General features: G+C 32.5%; 14 protein-coding genes. 12 read left to right on the forward strand and 2 right to left on the reverse strand.

Translation table 11 applies throughout. The features are described 5' to 3' along the window. Positions 1-522 precede the first annotated feature (522 nt). The 11 genes from DKK70_RS15925 to ggt all read left to right on the forward strand — a co-directional run bounded on the left by DKK70_RS15925 (position 523) and on the right by ggt (position 12992). Positions 523-1347 carry a hypothetical protein gene (locus DKK70_RS15925; protein ID WP_110434855.1) on the forward strand — a complete coding sequence of 275 codons (825 nt, stop codon included), beginning with the start codon at positions 523-525 and terminating at the stop codon, positions 1345-1347. Between the two features lie 15 nt (positions 1348-1362). Continuing rightward, a complete protein-coding gene (locus tag DKK70_RS15930) occupies positions 1363-2043 on the forward strand; it encodes a hypothetical protein (protein ID WP_110434856.1) in 681 nt (226 codons plus the stop codon). Between the two features lie 303 nt (positions 2044-2346). Continuing rightward, a complete protein-coding gene (locus DKK70_RS15935) occupies positions 2347-3627 on the forward strand; it encodes an MFS transporter (RefSeq protein ID WP_110434857.1) in 1281 nt (426 codons plus the stop codon). A gap of 14 nt (positions 3628-3641) precedes the next feature. Then, positions 3642-4502 carry a pyridoxal kinase PdxY gene (pdxY, locus tag DKK70_RS15940; protein WP_110434858.1) on the forward strand — a complete coding sequence of 287 codons (861 nt, stop codon included), beginning with the start codon at positions 3642-3644 and terminating at the stop codon, positions 4500-4502. 101 nt (positions 4503-4603) lie between these two features. Next, positions 4604-5071: an STY0301 family protein gene (locus DKK70_RS15945; protein WP_110434859.1), complete on the forward strand. Its 468-nt coding sequence runs from the start codon at positions 4604-4606 to the stop codon at positions 5069-5071. A gap of 208 nt (positions 5072-5279) precedes the next feature. Further along, a complete protein-coding gene (locus tag DKK70_RS15950; RefSeq protein WP_110434860.1) occupies positions 5280-6161 on the forward strand; it encodes a hypothetical protein in 882 nt (293 codons plus the stop codon). A 122-nt stretch (positions 6162-6283) separates the two neighbouring features. Then, positions 6284-6934 carry an IS1 family transposase gene (locus DKK70_RS15955; protein ID WP_146210891.1) on the forward strand — a complete coding sequence of 217 codons (651 nt, stop codon included), beginning with the start codon at positions 6284-6286 and terminating at the stop codon, positions 6932-6934. A gap of 341 nt (positions 6935-7275) precedes the next feature. Then, entirely contained in the window at positions 7276-7605 is a 330-nt protein-coding gene (gene gapS6a / locus DKK70_RS15960) for a GapS6a family protein (protein ID WP_110434862.1), read from the forward strand. Continuing rightward, the gene (locus DKK70_RS15965; protein ID WP_110434863.1) at positions 7605-10457 is read left to right on the forward strand and encodes a PIN domain-containing protein; all 2853 of its coding nucleotides are present in this window, start codon (positions 7605-7607) and stop codon (positions 10455-10457) included. Before gapS6a ends, DKK70_RS15965 begins: the two co-directional genes overlap by 1 nt. 107 nt (positions 10458-10564) lie before the next feature. Then, positions 10565-10960, forward strand: coding sequence for a hypothetical protein (locus tag DKK70_RS15970; RefSeq protein ID WP_110434864.1), 396 nt, complete (start codon positions 10565-10567; stop codon positions 10958-10960). A 286-nt stretch (positions 10961-11246) separates the two neighbouring features. After that, a complete protein-coding gene (gene ggt / locus DKK70_RS15975; RefSeq protein WP_181416036.1) occupies positions 11247-12992 on the forward strand; it encodes a gamma-glutamyltransferase in 1746 nt (581 codons plus the stop codon). A 132-nt stretch (positions 12993-13124) separates the two neighbouring features. On the opposite strand, the gene DKK70_RS15980 is transcribed toward ggt, so the two are convergent. Both DKK70_RS15980 and rtcR read right to left on the reverse strand, forming a co-directional pair. Further along, positions 13125-14522: an RtcB family protein gene (locus DKK70_RS15980; protein WP_110434866.1), complete on the reverse strand. Its 1398-nt coding sequence runs from the start codon at positions 14520-14522 to the stop codon at positions 13125-13127. 150 nt (positions 14523-14672) lie between these two features. After that, on the reverse strand, positions 14673-16292 hold the full coding sequence (gene rtcR, locus DKK70_RS15985) for an RNA repair transcriptional activator RtcR (protein ID WP_110434867.1): 1620 nt from the start codon (positions 16290-16292) through the stop codon (positions 14673-14675). Positions 16293-16555: 263 nt separating this feature from the next. Between rtcR and DKK70_RS15990 the strand changes: the two genes are divergently transcribed. Next, a complete protein-coding gene (locus DKK70_RS15990; RefSeq protein WP_110434868.1) occupies positions 16556-17776 on the forward strand; it encodes an RtcB family protein in 1221 nt (406 codons plus the stop codon). The last annotated feature ends 1123 nt before the right edge of the window (positions 17777-18899 follow it).

Consider the following 18899-nt stretch of genomic DNA (forward strand, 5'->3'; position numbering starts at 1 on the left):
TAGTCTTAGCAGTATATCTAAACGGATAATAACTAGGTAAGCAATCCTGATAAGATAATTTTATCTTCTTTGATTCTAAAAAAATCTTGAGAGATCATTTAGTTTTCAATTAGTTATAGCTAATTGTTTTACTAAAAAGTTGCTTTTAATTGATTAGCCTTAGCAATATGGCAAAATTGGATTTTAAAATGGCGTATGATCATAACTTGTAATCTAAATAATATAGTTATCTTAATAAAATAACACTAATTGCCAACTTAACTAGTTAACATGCATTGATAGTACTAACGTCGTTATTGGTAATGGATATAATTAGATTAAACCTTAACCATATCAACGGTAAATAATATAGTTAACAAATCCCTATGATTCTATGTAATACGATGTATAATCACTACAATTAAAATAAATATTGTAGTTGATTAATACCATGATATTTATGATTAATTTATCGAACGGTGTTACTAACTAATTTCAGGAAGAACTATTATTGATAGTTTGAAAATATTAAGGAGTTGGAAAGTGTTACATGCAGTTATTAAGAAAAAATGCCATTACCTGCTAAAAAAACAAAATAATATTAGAAAAATACCTCGAGAAGACATCATTACCTCCACAATATTTGGTCCGCTACGTTATTTTGAAGATCAATATATTTACTACTTTATTAGGTCTATCGCCGGCATTGAAAATAATTTAGATGATAATAATAAGTTACAGGTTGAAGCTAATATTTATTTTTGGCCATCTAAAAAAGCTACTTTTAATAAAGAACGTAAAAGTTGTGAACCTGATATTGTCTTCAATTTCGACGTGAATGACAAAAAGGAAATTTATATATTTGAGTTAAAATGGGGCGCTTATTCTTTTTCAGAAGATCAAATAGAAAGAGAGTGGCAGTTTTTTAAATCGACAAAAGAGGATGCAACATCTTATTTAATCTATTTAGCTAATTATGTCGATACGTTTAATGCTATTAAAGCCAGTAAAAATAAGAATTGGAAAAGTTTAACGTGGTTAAATTTTTTACATAAAATACATAAAATTAAGCATCAAAGTCATAATCCAAAATTACAGCATTATTTAGATGATTTAATCAGCTTTTTGAATTGTTTGGATTTTAGAGCATTTAATTCTTTCACTCATCTAAAACTCAACATAGATTCTGACTTAAAAATTAATTATCATTTTCGAAATATTGGCGATGATTTAATCAGCTTTTTGGATTGTTTAGATCTCAGAACATTTAACGCTTTCACCAATCTAAACCTCAACATAGTTCCTGACTTAAAAATTAATTATCATTTTCGCAATATTGGAACTGATGTATCTTCATCTAACATTTAATTGGAGTGGTCAACAATGGAAAATAATATTATGCGCAAACAAGGTATAGCAATTACCAATGCATTAAATGAGTACAAAAGATTCACTGAAGAAGTCGAGGTGTTAAAAAGTACTATTTCAGATAAAATCAAAGCCTATTTTGATAAAAATGCTAAGCAATACAAAATAGATTCGACAAAATACACAACAACAACGTTTAACAACGATTGGTTTTGTGAGTGGATTAGCTTAAGTGTTCCGATTTCAAAGCTAAATGCCAAGAAAGGAACAAAACCTCATGGCTATTTGAGCTTTCAATTGTGTTTTAGTGGCGAAACAGTTTTTCATAAAGCAATAAATAAAAAGCCTTTTCCATTAATTCATATTATTTTTTGGGAAGATATGGTATATAAAGAGTCATATTTTAAATACCCAGTAAGTAAAAAAGAATATTTTGAAGACAATTCTGGTAAATTTATTTTTATTGATGATGAAAATAAATATGTTTTATCTCCTCATTACGATGAGCTTAAATATATCAATTGTTGGACTTATAGTGTTGAGCTTATGAAGATCAACTCCGACAATATTGAAGAAATATTATTTAAACCAGCTATTGAATTATTGGAAAGCAACCAACTTATCCTAAGTAACAATAAGGCGTTAGAAGGCGTTATCAGAGAATATCCACCTTTAGAAAAATTTATTATTGAATAATAATCGCCAAGTAAATTACTAGCAATAGCTAATTTTTAATAAAAAATTAAGTCATTGCTAGTAGCTAATTCAATTATTTTAAGCATAATATATATAATTGAATAAAACATAGAGTTTTACTAATTCATCGAACTATTTTTATAAAGCTGACATTGTGGTTTAATACTTTAGTTTTTTAATACTTTGGCTTTTTAGATAATTTTCCCTCTCTTATCAGATTACAAATTGTGATATTAATGGTTTTGTGTTAGTTTCTCTGTTTCAACTAACTACATTCATCATCGGCTCCGCCAAGGTCTAACTATGCCCAATTCATCTGCTAAAAAAGTTGCTTTTGCTGCTTTTATTGGTACTACTATTGAGTGGTATGATTTTTATATTTATGCGTTAGCATCAGTATTATTTTTTGGTCAGCTCTTCTTCCCTTATGATAATCCATTTTTGCAAGTTTTAGGGGCTTTTGCCACTTTTGCCGTTGGTTTTTTATCTCGACCATTAGGCGCAATCATTTTTGGCCATATTGGCGACCGTTTGGGGCGTAAAAAATCGTTAATTATTACCTTGCTGTTAATGGGCATTGCTACAACGTGTGTTGGCTTGTTACCCTCTTATCCACAAGCGGGGATCACCGCACCAATACTGTTAGTTGGCTTACGAATATTACAAGGTATTGCTGTCGGTGGTGAATGGGGTGGTGCGGTATTAATGGCCAATGAGCATGCGCCGAAAGGCTTGAAAAACTTTTTCTCATCATTTGCTCAGTGGGGTAGCCCGGCAGGTAATATCCTCGCATTACTGGTTTTTTCTTATATCATTAGCTTGCCTACTGATAAACTTATTGATAGTGGTTATTGGCGTATCCCGTTTTTAGTCAGTTTTGTTCTATTAATTGTTGGTATCATTGCCAGAATTACCTTAACCGAGTCACCCGTATTTATTGAATCAGCTAAAAAGCAAGCTAGCCTGAAACAAAAAGAATCGGTACCAATTATTGAGGTGTTTAAACAGGCAACGCCAATACTGATATTAGCCATATGCGCCAATGTACTGTCATTTAGTGGTATTTTTTCTAATACGCTAATGATTGGGTATACTACTATGGCACTTGGTATTGAAAAAAAGGTCATCGTTGATGCGTTATTTTGGATTGCGATGGTACACTTTATTGCGCAACCGTTTATCTCTTACTTTTCAGAAAAGTTCTCAGCAACACGCTTTTTAATTGTCTCGGCGGTATTCGCTATGGCGTCAGTCTTTCTGTTGTTTCCAATTATTCAGGCAGGAACAAAAACTAGCTTTATTATTGGTATTTCATTAAATGTACTTTGTTACAGTGGTTTCTATGGAGTAATAGCTGGTTATTTAAGCCGAGTTTTTCCAGCCAGAATTCGCTATACCGGCTTATCCATGAGCTATCAAGCTTGCGCAGCCATTTTTGGTAGCCTAATTCCATTGTTGGGTGGATATATTATTTATGAAAACGGAACTAATTGGTTACCATTAGCCTTATTTTATTGCGGTTTAGCAATGCTATCCATTATCAGCATCTATCTATTAAGTGGCTATCACTATTATGATGAATAAAAAGGCGACTATTTATGAAAACCGTTCTATCAATTCAATCTAATGTTGTTTATGGTTATGCTGGCAACAAAGTTGCCACATTGGCCATGCAATTACAAGGCGTTGAAGTTATGCCGATCCACACAGTACAACTATCGAGTAATACGGTTTACCCAGATTACGATGGTATTGTGCTGGGCGCTCAACAAATTACCAGAATAGTAAACAGCTTAGAAAAAATTGGCGTTCTAAAATCAATTGATGCTGTCATATCGGGTTACATCGGCCTTGCCGAACAGGGCGAAGAGATCCTCGAAGCGGTAAAAAAAATTAAATACTATAACCCGAATGCCATTTATGTTTGCGACCCGGTTATGGGCGGTGATATCTATAAAGGTAGCTCATTGCCGCAAAATATTATTGATTTCTTCACTAAACAAGCCATCAAACACGCAGACTATATCACCCCCAATTTATTAGAGCTGCAATTATTATCGAATATCGAAATTAAGACGTTTGACGATGTACAAACAGCAATCAAAAAACTACAAAATCAACCTATCCAAGCGGTATTAGTCAAAAATCTAGTTCATGCAGGCAAAACCACAGAGTTGTTTGAGATGATTTTGGCCACCAAATCGCAAAACTATCACCTTGCACGACCATTATATGACTTCCCTTATCGCCCATTAGGTGTTGGGGACTTAATTTGTAGTTTATTCACGGCCCACTTAGTTAATGGCAAATCACAACTAAATGCCTTTGAGTTAGCCGCTAATGCAGCTAATCATGTGCTGGCGGTAACAAAACAGAAGGATGCCAGAGAACTGGCAATCATTGATGCTCAAGAGTGGATTAAACAACCTAATTTACAGTATCGCGCAACACAATTCTGATAAAAACAGAATTTGAATAATCAGCTAACTTGATTTAAATTATTGCTATAATTAAAAATCTTAACAATAGAGTAAGATACAATTTAAATAGGATTGATGATATGCGTGGCAAGATATTCAGTATAAGTTTAGTGGCAATGGTTTGGTTTGCAGCTATAAGTATAGCCAATGCTGACGAAATTGATTGCCCGGCCAGAATCAACATTAAATCCGACCATCCCGAGCTGGAAAATATTCCCGAAGGCTGGCAAGTTTCCGATAAAAAAGATCGCCACCTGTTACTCAGTGGTATAGGTGTTTATTCCGATGAACCGGTTAAATTATTCCAATTAAAGCCTGAAATTGGGATTATCGATGGCCAAAAACATGACCTCACTTGGCAAGTTAATTCTGTCTATGATGAAGGTGGCAGCTACGTTAGTTGTAGCTATAATCACGATGAAGTCCAATTGATAAAGAAACTCGATCCATCGATGAAAAGTTGCTGGGCACTTTATGCAAATGATAAAAACCAAGCCATAAAAGCCAAACTTATCTGTAGTACGAGTGAATGGCAAAAGGTGGAATAAATTTCATCTATACAATATGAATATCCCTAATTTTGGACTATTTCACAATTAAAACTAATTCATTATCTATACTATTTTTGTGATATAACAATTAATACAATATAAGACATATATTATTGATATTAAAAAGTTTTAATAATATCTTATCATTGATGATTTAACAATCGTGACAATATAAAGAGAATAATCAAATTACAGGATGGTTAAAATGGACGATTATAAATGGTTTTTTTCAGGAATCGGCGTATCTATTTTATCATGGATAAAAAACGTTTTTTTAAAAAAAAGAAATAAGAAAATTGAATATTCCCAAGAACCAGAAAAAAAAGAAACAACATTAAAGAGTAATGTCTCTTCTTTTACCGAAACAGATCAATTAACACAACGATTTCAATATGTATTAACACTTATGAATTTTACTTCATGCTACGGTGGCTTTACTAAAGCAAAACTAGCAAAAATAATGAAGTTAGATAAAATTAGTTCACTTGAAAAATATTCAATAGGTGAAGAAGAACCATCTTTTGAATTTCTTGAACAATTTTGTGAAACATTCGGTATCAATTATCTATGGATGACTGAAGGAATCGAGCAACCGTTTAATAATAATAAATATATAAGGTTTTATCCCATTAATTATTACGAGGATATAGAGTGTCTTCAACCAGAAGAAATTTATTTTATACGTTGTGAAAGTGAAATATCAGAGTTTTTTATTGTTTTAAAGTTAACCGATTGGAAATATATAATTTGTAATCGAATTTGGCACTTGAGTGATCATGTTGGCAGGACAGGAAGTTTGCAATTAGTAAGTTTTTATAACTTAATTAACAAATTAAGAAATAATGGATTTTATTTAAAATGTTTTGGAAGAACACTAACGCCCGATAAGTTTGAGAAATTATATTGTGGACAAGTCTTTCCTGCGGAAATTATTAATTTTGATCGGATGGATCATCCATGGTGGGATGATTTTACCGATATAAATAATGATTATCCAATTAGTAAAAATTATCTTAAGATGTATGGACAATCATTTATTAATGCGCAAAGGATAGTACGTACAGAATTAGAATATAGAAAATATTAATATTTACTTTAAAAATAATTTATAGGTAGTTTGTAAACGAATAATGTTACAAACTTTTTTATATCCCAAATCTCATATCAATCTTTGCCTCTGAGCGTTTTTTGCTGGCGTTGCCGGATTTGGTGGCGACAACGCCTTTATGTCGACGTTTTAAACCTGCTTCATTGTTCATAAATATTGCGCCAATGACATTAAGCAATCAACCACATAGCTTTATTGCAGATAAATTTAACCTTTTAGCGCGAGTGGCACGGCGGTGGGATAATGTTATCCGTCAGTTGTTAGCACAATATGAACCGGGTCTTTATCAAGCGATTCTTAACCTTGCTCAAGCAAAACCAACAGAAGTTTTTCAGCAAGCTAAGGCTTTTAAGTTGTGGCTTACTGGACTACTTAAGACGGCTGTCATGCCTTGCGATTATTGCCACTCTTTGAATACTATTCGCATTGGTCATCGGCTTAATTTTCGTTGTAAAACCTGTCGGCGAACCTTTAATCCACTGAAAAAATATCAACTTAATAAGTTATCTCACCATGAACGATGGTTGCCGTTTATTGATTTATTGCTGCAAGGTGAAACATATAAAACCATTCAGCAACAATTAGGCATTAATGCCAATACCGCAGCTAAATGGCAGCGCTATTTTTTTACATTGATGGAAGAACAAGGATTTACACTTTTAGTTAACTATTGCCGAACAAAGCGACGCCAGCGTTATCGTCAAATCTGGTTAGATATTAATGCGAATAGTCCACATATTAAAGCAAAATAATATTATTATATTTGTAATAAATATTAAGGAGTCTATACCGTCTTATAATATCGTTGGTGGTTTATTAAGGCTCTTTAGAAAAGTATCGATTTATCTGCAATTTTAGTGGGATAGTTTAGATGTTAGTATTTTTTATGATACAAAAAACCATTAGTTCAAAATTGTTCATTAATTATATCTAATGGAGATATAAATAAATTATTTCTTCTTATCAGAAAATTCATAGGATCATTTTTAATAATTCTATAGAACAAAATTATACATATTGTTAAAGACAAATTTATTGTATAATTATACAGTATTTTATATAAATATAACTTAATTTATTGAAAGGTTTGAAGATGGAATTTATAACAACAACAATACTATCTGGTGTTATTTACGATATATTAAAAAGAGGGGTCTTTTTAACAAAAGATGTATTAGCAAACAATTTAAAAAAATGGTTAATTGATGATGCTACTTTAGAGAAATTAGCAATCAAACTGCAAGAATTAAATTTAAATGATGAAATGAGTGAAAAAGCAATAGAAAGAGAGATAAATTCTTCAAATCAGATAAAAGAATTACTAAGCAAAATTTCAGCCCATAATGTTGATATTGATATTCAAATTCACTCTGGCACAGGAGACAATATCATTGGCAATAAGATTATCAATGGTAACAGATAATGAATAAAAATGAATTCAATCATTCAATTCAGATTCATAAAGGTACTGGTGATAATATTAGCGGGAATAAAAATATTTCTATTGAAAATTTAAATATTTATCAAGAAATTGCCCCTAAAAGTATCCAAAAAAATGTCACACAAATTCTCAATGATTTAAGGGATTATAAAATTGATGAAGCAAAAATAAAGCTTACCACTTTACAGTCACTTGGTTGCTTAGATGAGGAAAGTTCTGCAATAATTGAAACACTTTCTATACATGCGAATCTCATTGCAAAAGAAAATATAGATAATGCCTTATCAGTAATTAATACATATCTATCAAAACATGAAAACTTATTAATTAGAGATCTTTGTTTGTCAGCTTTAATTAAATTAAGTTGTCATCAAAATAATGATGAAGCAGTAAAAGAACGTTATCTGTATGAAAAAAATCCTGGTGAATATACTAAAAAATCCTATTATCACTTTTTAGCTGATGAAGATGAATTATTAAAAATCTTTAATTCAGAAAAATTTTCTCTAACAGAAAATGAATTAGAAGGTATTGTTTATGGAACATTGCGTCATAATAAAGGCGAATTTGCATATCAAGTTGCACAATTTTTAGATCACAATTTTAAATCTTATAATAGCGAATTTTTAATATTATACTCAAGAGCAGTAAAATTAAATCCGATTATAAGTAATACTCATTATTGGCTCTGTTCGGCAGAACTACGAAGTGAACTAATGGATATTTGTAATCAATTAATACTTTCGTTTGAGGCGTCTGAAAATAGAAATTTCCGTATTTTTAATATCGCAACCCCTCTTATTCATTATTTAAAGGGTGATCACAAGGACTTACTTTCATTATGTAGAAAATATATAAATGAAGTTGAAAAAATAGATAAATTTGCAGCTTATTTTATTGATCAAAATATTGTGTTTAAAAAGGTTGATATATCAGGTATAGACTTCAAAAAAGTATTTGAGGATAAAAGTTATAAAAAAGAAGTAGTAGAAAAAGTATTAAGAAAAAAACAGATTTCACTGAAAGAAGTTTTTCTTGTAAGCAAATTGGCATCTTCACAACAAATAAGAGATTGGCTCGAAGAATATGGAGAGTTGTCTATCGAAGATAAAACAGAGTCAGATTTCAATTCTTTTTATTTAAAAACATTATCTGTGACAAATAATAAAGACTTGCAATACATTAATAAAATTCGATGTGATTTTAATTTATTAATTAATAAATATTCGGAAATAATAAAAGAATTAAACCCTGAATATATTTTAGAGATTGCCGAAATATTATTTGATATAGGTTTAGTTTATGAATCAAGTCGGTTACTTAACTTGTTAATTCCAATTCAGGATAGTTTCTGGAATTCTGAATTAATCTATATTTATATAATTATTTTATCTACAGGGCAACAATATTCACAACTATTCCAGTTCCTAAATAAGGTTGAAAAAAAAACATGGAATAACGATATTTTTATCATTAAAGCAGCAATTACCGAATTTGAAGGAAATCTTGTTGAAGCAGTAAAAATAATTAAAGAGGCCTTAAATTATAATAAATCATGTTTAAAATCTTGGGAATATTTAGTCCATTTAAACATAAGGTTAAGAACAGAAAAAATCGAAAACATATTGAACGATATCCCACTAGAGCTATTTAATCAACCAAGTAAGATTGGCAATAATTTATTAATATTGATGGCTAAAAATAATCTTTTCAATAAAGTTGAAAAAATTATTGTTTCATGGTTTCTCCAAGATCCCAATAAAGCAGCTTTTTATATTAGTAATTTTCATCTTAGTTTAGGTATTAATGATAATAAACTATTAGTTTCAGACAAGATCAATAATTGTTTAGGTGGAATAACTTATAAATTAGACAATGAAACCATCACTAGATTAATTGTAGAAAATCCAGATTTAAATCATGAAATGATTCTAGATGCCTCATCACCAATAGCAAAATTCTTAAACGAATTATCAATTGGAGAAAGTCGTAAATATTCTATGAATGTCATTGAAATTCTTGAAAGAATGACCCCATATGAAACTGCAATAAGGTTAGCTCATGAACTAAGAAATAAATTAAACGATGGAAGTGATTGTTTTTGTTATTCTACTGTACCTGATGATCCAAATGAAATGATTGAATTTTTTAAAGAAAAATTTACCTTAGATAAGGATGATCAACAGACTGAAATTTTTAAAAATCCATTCTATCCAATGATCATTAAATCCTATTTTATGGGTAAAGTTCAAGATCCTTTTCAAGCTGCTTTAGAACAATTTACAGATAATAAATATGTAAAACACAATTTAATTAATCTTGGAGATGAGTCAGCAAAAGATATTATTGTAGATATTTATACTATTTGTTATTTAACTTTAACTCAGCTATCAAAAAATATAGAACAAGCTGGACTAAATTTAAAAATAACAATTGAAACTAAATTATATTTAGAAGATTGGATTGCAAGAATTGAATCAGGAAAATATTTGACTGCAGGGGTTGATAAGAATGGAAAACTTACAAGAACAACTTCGGAAGATATAATAAAAAATTATAGTGATATAATCATAGAAATGAAACACATCATCGAGATAGCTGATATTATTTATCCTAGACTCATTGATTTTGATCATAACCTATTAGTTTATAAAAAATTTATGGACATCGGAACATATTCGACAATACTGTCAGCCATTAGCCTTGATATCCACTTATTATGTATTGACCAAGCATTTGTTGAATATCTACAAAGTTTTAATATAAAAATTTATAACCCAATAAATTTATTTGCTAAATTAGGAAATTCATTAGATTTTCAATCTAAAAATTAGGCCTTTATCTCAATGAGTCTGAATGTATTCCTTATGTATCAACTTTAGATGATTTTTATTTATTAGCAGAATCACAAGATAATTTTGCGGATATCTGGCTTGTAAAAATGATAAATAAATATCCTCTAGCAATAGATAATAATTTTGAAAAGTATGCAAAATTCCTTGCATTAATTTTATCCACCTTTATATTTAATGGTATAATACAGGGCAAATTTGTATTAGCTAATCCTAAGCAAAATTTTAAAATTAATAACCCGTCTAGCTTTGGTGCAGATAATGTTTTTTATGCTTGTTGTAATAATATATTGAAATATCCAAGCGATTTAAAAAGTGAAGAAAAAATAGCATTTTATTTATGGCTTCTTGTTAAAGCTCATAAAAACATTGAATCACTTTTTGAATGGTTATCAATAGCTGGAAGTTCTTTTATTTTGGGCCATTTTATGAGTTTTGATGAAATTAATAGGCTAATATCTAACTTTGATAATTTAGAAAAATAATTTAAAACATTTAATTATAACCCTTGCCCTTTTACCCTGAAATTTCATGTGAAAATTATTCAGAAGTCTACACTATTTCATTTTAATTTTTTAATAGTCTCGTGTTATTGGGCTGTTTTTAGCTAAGCTAATTAATATTTATAGCCTTTAAAGATAGATTTCACGTCTTTGGTTATGAATCAATGTTGATATGTCACTGTAATTTTACTTAATAGCTTTGGGTTTATAATTTTTGGCATAAAAAATGCATTTCTTAGTTATAATTAATAGATGAGGAATGGTTAAAATGGAAAAGAAATATAAAGTTAAGCTGTTATTAAGTATGTTGCTCGTGAGTGGCTTGTGTCAGGCGGAACCGTTGCCTTTTTCAGAAACAGGTAAATATTGTGAGACGCCTTCTCGATGTCTTAATCCAATCACTACCCATGTTATGGTGACTTCGCCAAATTATTTAGCAACTCAAGCAGGTCTGGATGTGTTACATCAAGGTGGTAATGCGGTTGATGCTGCTATTGCGGTTGCATCGACATTAGCAGTTGTTTATCCACAAATGAATACTATTGGCGGTGATAATTTTTGGCTAATTTATAATTCAAAAACCAAAGAAATTAAGGGATTAAATGCAAGCGGGCGATCGGGTAGTCTGGCGTCGATTGCATTTTATAAGCAACAAGGGTTAGATAAAATTCCGTCGCGTGGTTATTTGGCTGCTAATACCGTCCCTGGGGTGGTTTCTGGTTGGGATGAAGCTTATCAATATGCGTCAAAAAGTATGAATAACTCTTTACCGTGGAATAAGTTGTTTGATTCGGCAATCAATTACGCTGAACATGGATTTGCCGTTTCACCGAGTTTAAATTATTGGTCTACAGTCAATATTGATACTAAGGATAAAGAGTTTCGCGATCTTAAACGTTTTGATGAGTTTAAAAGAGTATTTCTAAAAAAAAGTGGTGAGGTCTATCAAATCGGCGAAATTCTTAAACAATCTGATTTAGCAACTTCACTAAAATCCATTGCCAATAATGGCGCCAATGAATTTTACCGAGGCAATATTGCTGAGAAAATTGTTGATGATTTAAAGCGTCATGGCGGTGTGTTGACCTTAGAGGATTTTGCTAACCATAAAGCAACATGGGTTTCGCCTATTCATGTTAATTATCGACAGTATACGGCTTATAATTTGCCTCCTAATACACAAGGGATGGCTTCTTTAGAGATTCTGAATATATTAAATAATTTTGATGTTAAATCATTAGGCGAAGGCAGTGCTGATTATTATCATTTAATCATTGAGGCGACCAAGCAAGCGTTTGCCGATCGTGATAAATATTTGACGGATCCTGATTTTAACCCTATCCCGCTTGAGTTCTTATTATCCTCTCAACATGGTCAAAAGCAAGCTAAACAAATTGATATGCAAACTGCACGTATCGATATTAAGCCATTAGATCCCAAAGGGGATACGGTTTGGTTTGGTGTTGTTGATGCAGAAGGGAATGCGGTTTCTATCATTCAAAGTATTTATCATGATTTTGGTTCAGGAATTGTCGCCAAAGATACCGGAATTTTGCTGCAAAACAGAGGGAGCTTTTTTTCACTCGATCCCAATCATATTAATCGTTTAGAGCCGAATAAACGAACCTTTCATACCTTAAATCCGGCCATGTTATTTAAAGAGGGTGCACCTTATCTGGTTTATGGCACTATGGGAGGAGAAGGGCAACCACAAACTCAAGCTGCCATTGTCACGCGAATTGTCGATTTTAATTTGTCTCCTCAAGATGCCATTAATGCACCAAGATGGTTACATGGGCGAACTTGGGGTGCATCATCTAATGATCTTAAAATAGAAGGGCGAGTCGCTAAGAATATTATTGATACTCTTAAATCGCGTGGACATAATGTGAAAATTGTTGATGATTATACCGATACCATGGGGCATGCCGGTGCAATTTTAATTGATGCCGATAATCATCGATTAATGGGGGCAACCGATCCTCGTGGTGATGGCTTGGCGGCGGGTTATTAATGATTGATTAAAATAATAGATCAAATCAGAAATGCTAGAACTAAAATAATAAAGATAATGACATCAGCCATTATCTTTATTTACTCGCTATAGAGATGCCAATTTTTTAAAGAAACTGACATCTTTTTTACATCATACTTTAAAGGTTATCCAAGGTTTAAGTTTAACGGCGGTTTGAATCAAACCAGCGTTTTCTTGCGCTTGAATGACTGGCGTAATCGGTTTATATGCAGCAGGCGCTTCCTCAAATAGTCGCTCTTGTTTCAAAGTAACGCATTGCCATGGCAATAAAGAGTTATCTGAAGCCAATTTCTTACTGCGCATCGTTTGCCTTTTTTCTGCTCGTCCAGCACCATGCGAGCAAGACCATAACCAATCAGGATGACCTTTTCCGATTGCAACATAAGAATAATCACCCATAGAGCCGGGTATTAAAGCGATTTCACCTAAATGTGCAGGTGTTGCGCCTTTACGATGAATATTCATGCCATTTTCAGGAAAAATGACATTGTGTGATATATCGACCAATAATTGACTCGCATCCTGCTTAAAGAGTGTGTTAAAGGTTTTACGCACCAGCTCTGTGATCACAATGCGATTTATCCAAGCATAACGCGCTGCAACCCCCATCGCTTGCAAATACTCTTGAGCATGATTGTCGGTCAAAGCAAATAGACCTGATTTAGGGTATCTTTGATCGACCGGCCATAATGCTTTGGCTTTATCTTGCCAACGCTTGCCAATATAAAAACCGACATCACGTGATCCAGTATGAATCATAACCACAATAGCATCTTTCTTTAAACCTAATTGATAAGCGACATGGCGATCAATAATTTCATCAACAATTTGTAATTCAACAAAATGGTTACCTGAACCTACTGTGCCTAAACTTGACGGACGAATAATTGCTCGTTTTTCAAAAAAGGCTTCGGGAGCATACTGGCTATCGGCTGAAAGAAGATCATTGCCAGAAATTTTGCTAATCTCATGCCTTAGTCGATCAAAATTGACACTATTCCATAAACCTTGTTGCGGTAAAGCATTCAACCAAGCGGTAAGACCTTCATCAAAGAGCGCCTGAAAAGAAGTAGGGGTAACTGGCACATCGCGCTCATCGTGCAATAACACCTGTTTCAATTGTTCAATGAGACTTGATTTTTGTTCATCCACCTCATTAAGGCTTAAACCGGTAATAAATAGGCGCATACCACAATTAATATCGGTGCCTATCGCCGCAGGAATAATTAAATCAGGCGTCGTGGCAACAATACTTCCAACAGGTGCAATCGCACCGGGATGAAAGTCTGGCGTAGCCCTTGCAGCGCAAACTTTGCCATCACTATTGGGCATAGTTACCGATGCAAAATCAAGTAACTGCTCAACCGCTTTTTCTTCTAAAGGTAACGGATTAGGTAATAATACTTGTGCCGTAATATCTTGTTTATTAAATGTATAAATATCATTATTAAAATGAGTTTCAATCCCACATCGGGATAAACGTTTTTGTAAACGGGTAAATGTAGACATAATAGCCACCTAGAAAACAATAAAATACCGTCCTCTAAATTTGAGAGGATAATTACTGTTTCCTGCAGCAGCACTATTCAGGAAAGTGGGCGTATTCTAGACCAATGTTTATTAAAATGTAAACTGATAAATCATTTTTTTATTAGAGCATCAATTATTACTATGTATTATTTCCCAACTCAGGCCAAATTTAGCTAAGTATTTTTTTAAACGATCGGCATCGTTACTGCGCTGTTTTTTGCTTCTTGAAACAGCAAATAGTGCTCGGCCTGCTTCAGACAAGGAGGCGCTGTTTTGGCATATTTCTAATACTTTTTCTAACTGGCAACGATCAAATTCATCAATTTCAGTTGGCATTAAATCGTTATAGCTTTTGGTTGTTTGCTGCCAATTTTGCTGTAAACGGCCGATTTCTTGCTCAACTTGTTGTAATGTAATATTGGCTTGTGGCGCTAATGTCGCCATACGGGTAATCGAACTATTGAGTTCACGAAAATTGCCTTGCCATTTTACTTGAGGAGAAGTGGCAAATTTCAGATAGGCATTACGGGATTGTTGATTAAATCGTGGCATAATGCCATATTCTTTGGCATAACGGGCTAGCTCAAAATCTATATTGGGTTCGATATCTTCCTTCCTTTCCGCCAATCCTGGTAATTGATAACTCCAAAGGTTAATTCTGGCAAAAAGATCTTCACGAAACTCACCTTGTGCTATAGCCTGTTTGAGATCTTTATTGGTACCAGCAATTAATTGAAAATTGCTTTGAATCGGTTTGTCACTGCCATATGGATAAAATTGTTTTTCTTCTATCGCTTTTAATAGCATCGCTTGTTCATCAAGACCTAATTCACCAATTTCATCTAAAAACAGTAAGCCACCATCGGCACTTTTTAGTAATCCGGTGCGGGTAATATTGGCACCAGTAAACGCCCCTTTAACATGGCCAAACAAGGTTGACATTGCGCCATCACCGCGTAATGTTGCACAGTTGATCTCAACAAATTGCCCTTGAATTTGATGATTATTATGTTTGAGTAAATAAATCTGTTTAGCTAAAAATGATTTACCCGCACCAGTTGGCCCAGACAATAAAATCGGCGCATGTGATCGGCTAGCAACTTGTTCTATTTCGGCTATGAGCTGATTAAATTGCTGATTACGGGTGGCAATACCCGATTTTAAAAGATCGGTGGCCTGATTAGCATAGTGTTGAAAACGAGTTAGGATCTTATCATATCGATGTAGATTCAAATCGATCTGATTCATTGTGCCACGAGGAGTCATTACCAATATGTCATCATCATTTAATTCATTATTGCTAGCGCTAATATCTTTTGGTTGTGGCGGTGACATTTGGAGTAATTTGGCGGGGAAGTAGCGTGATTCAGTCAATAAAAACCAGCAAATCTGCGCAACGTGTGTCCCAGTAGTAATATGAACATAATATTCTTCTTTATCAGGTTCGAAGGTATATTTTTCGGCAATATCAAATAAGCAAGTATAGACTTGCTCAAAATCCCACGGATCGGCTATGTCTATCACAATTGGCCGAACTTCAGTCTGTGGTGATAACAGTTTAATATCTTTAATGATTTCACAAAGCAAATGATAATCATTTTGATAATAAAGTAACTCTAAACGAGTAATAGGTTTATCGGCATGATGACATAAAGCAATGGTTGGTCGCCAATGCCGCCAACGTCGTTTACCTTTGCCTCGTCGATCAAGGACATTTCCGAGAAAACCAAATACCACATTCTTTTTCATAAATTTATCTATTTTTATAAATTAATATCTAAAATTATAAAAAATACCATTTAAAAATACTATGCGAATTTTAATTAATCTTGAAGAAAATAATTTATTTTGTTTAAAAACATATAATTAAAAAATAATTTTAGGTTTTTTTATTAATTGGCACGCTTTTCGCAATAATTAATATATTGATGCAAAAAATATTTTTATAAAACTAAACTTATTAACAAGTGATAACTTGTTAAATGAGATGAAAAAGAGAAAAGGAATTAAAAATGACTCAATATCATTTATTACAAACCGAAAATGCCAAACCGATTAAGATGTGGACAGAAGGAGTACCTGTGGAGCTTGGAGCTAAAGAGCAATTAAGCAAAACAGCACAACTTCCTTTTATTTTTAAGCATATTGCGGTAATGCCAGATGTTCATGTTGGTAAAGGTTCGACTATTGGTAGTGTAATACCAACAATTGGAGCCATTATTCCTGCTGCCGTCGGTGTGGATATTGGTTGTGGGATGATAGCCGTACAAACATCATTAATGGCAACAGATTTACCAGATAATTTATTACCGTTAAGAACCGAAATAGAAAAAGCGGTACCACATGGTATCGCGCCCAAAAATCATAAACGAGATAATGGTAGTTGGCATAATCCACCTGCTTTGATCGACCAATATTGGCGACAATTGTTACCAGGTTTTCAGAAGCTAATTGACAAGTATCCTCATTTGGAAAAGACCAATAACTATCGACATCTAGGAACACTTGGTACAGGTAACCATTTTATCGAAATCTGTTTAGATGAAGCCGACCGAGTTTGGATCATGTTGCATAGTGGATCACGTGGTGTCGGCAATGCTATTGGTCGTTTTTTTATTGAGATGGCGAGAAAAGATATGGAAGTCCATATAAAAAATCTACCAGATAGAGATTTAGCTTACTTAGAAGAAGGTACTGAACATTTTCAGGATTATGTCGATGCCGTTCATTGGGCACAAGAGTTTGCTCGACTTAACCGTGAAGCTATGATGACCAATGTGATTTTAGCTATGCGTAAAATTATTACTAAACCATTTACAACACATATGTCGGCAATTAACTGTCACCATAATTATGTGCAAAAAGAGCATCATTTTGGTGAAGAGATCTTTGTTACTCGTAAAGGAGCGGTTTCAGCCCGTAAAGGGGAATTAGGGATTATTCCAGGATCAATGGGAGCGAAAAGCTACATTGTTCGCGGACTAGGCAATGAAGAAAGTTTTTGCTCTTGTTCTCATGGTGCGGGACGGGTTATGAGTCGCACTGAGGCGAAAAAGAAATTCACCATTGAAGACCAAATTAAAGCCACTGCACATGTTGAATGTCGTAAAGATGCCAATGTGATTGATGAAATTCCAATGGCATATAAAGATATTGATGCAGTGATGACAGCACAAAATGAATTAGTTGAGATTGTTCATCAACTACGACAAGTGGTGTGTGTGAAGGGATAAATGATATCGAGGATAACTTCCTCGATAATCATAATAAAAATAATAGGGTAATTATCGATTATATAATTAGTTACCTTGTTTCTATTAAATTTAACTAAATGTTTTTTTTTTAACAAATCTAAATATTTCTATTTTTTAGCCATTTTTCAATATACAGAAACGAGTAACGGCAACATAATAAAATTACTGGATAGATAATAAAATTGAGAGTCATAAATGAAATCATAAACAAATATGGAAAAAAAGACTTACTATTTAGACCCAATCTTTCATAAATACCTAAAATAAAATGTGTAACTATCCATGCGATAAAAGTAATTACAATCCCAGTAATTACGCCGATACTTATCAATGCGAAAGTTTTTTTTATTTTATTTAATATCCAGATTGAAATAAGTATAAAACTGAAATAACACACCCCATAAAATAATAAATACTGCCATGCTGGCGTGCTGTATTTTCTGATAAAGAATCGATAACACCAAAGGTAACTCAGTAATCCTCCGATAAAATTAAACAATACTATAATAAATAGATTAATGGTTTTCATTGATTAATTAATTTCTCTTAAATCTTTTAACTCTTTTTTCAATCCATAAAAACGAGTAACGGCAACATAATAAAACTATTGGATAGATAATAAAATTGAGAGTTATAAGTAAAGTTATAAACAAATATATAAAAAAAACCTCAATATTTAGAGTCGCTCCTTTATAAAAACCTAAAATAAAAGGTGTAACCATCCATGAGATAAAAGTAATTACAATCCCAGTAATTACGCCGATACTTATCAATGCGAAAGTTTTTTTTATTTTATTTAATATCCAGATTGAAATAAGAATAAGACAGAAATAACACACCCCATAAAATGCTAAATACTGCCATGCTGGCGTGCTGTATTTTCTGATAAAGAATCGATAACACCACAGGTAACTCAGTAATCCTCCGATAAAATTAAACAATACTATAATAAATAGATTAATGGTTTTCATTGATTAATTAATTTCTCTTAAATCTTTTAACTCTTTTTTCAATCCATAAAAACGAGTAACGGCAACATAATAAAACTATTGGATAGATAATAAAATTGAGAGTTATAAGTAAAGTTATAAACAAATATATA

It is taken from the genome of Gilliamella apicola, from assembly GCF_003202655.1.
Lineage (GTDB): Bacteria > Pseudomonadota > Gammaproteobacteria > Enterobacterales > Orbaceae > Gilliamella > Gilliamella apicola_R.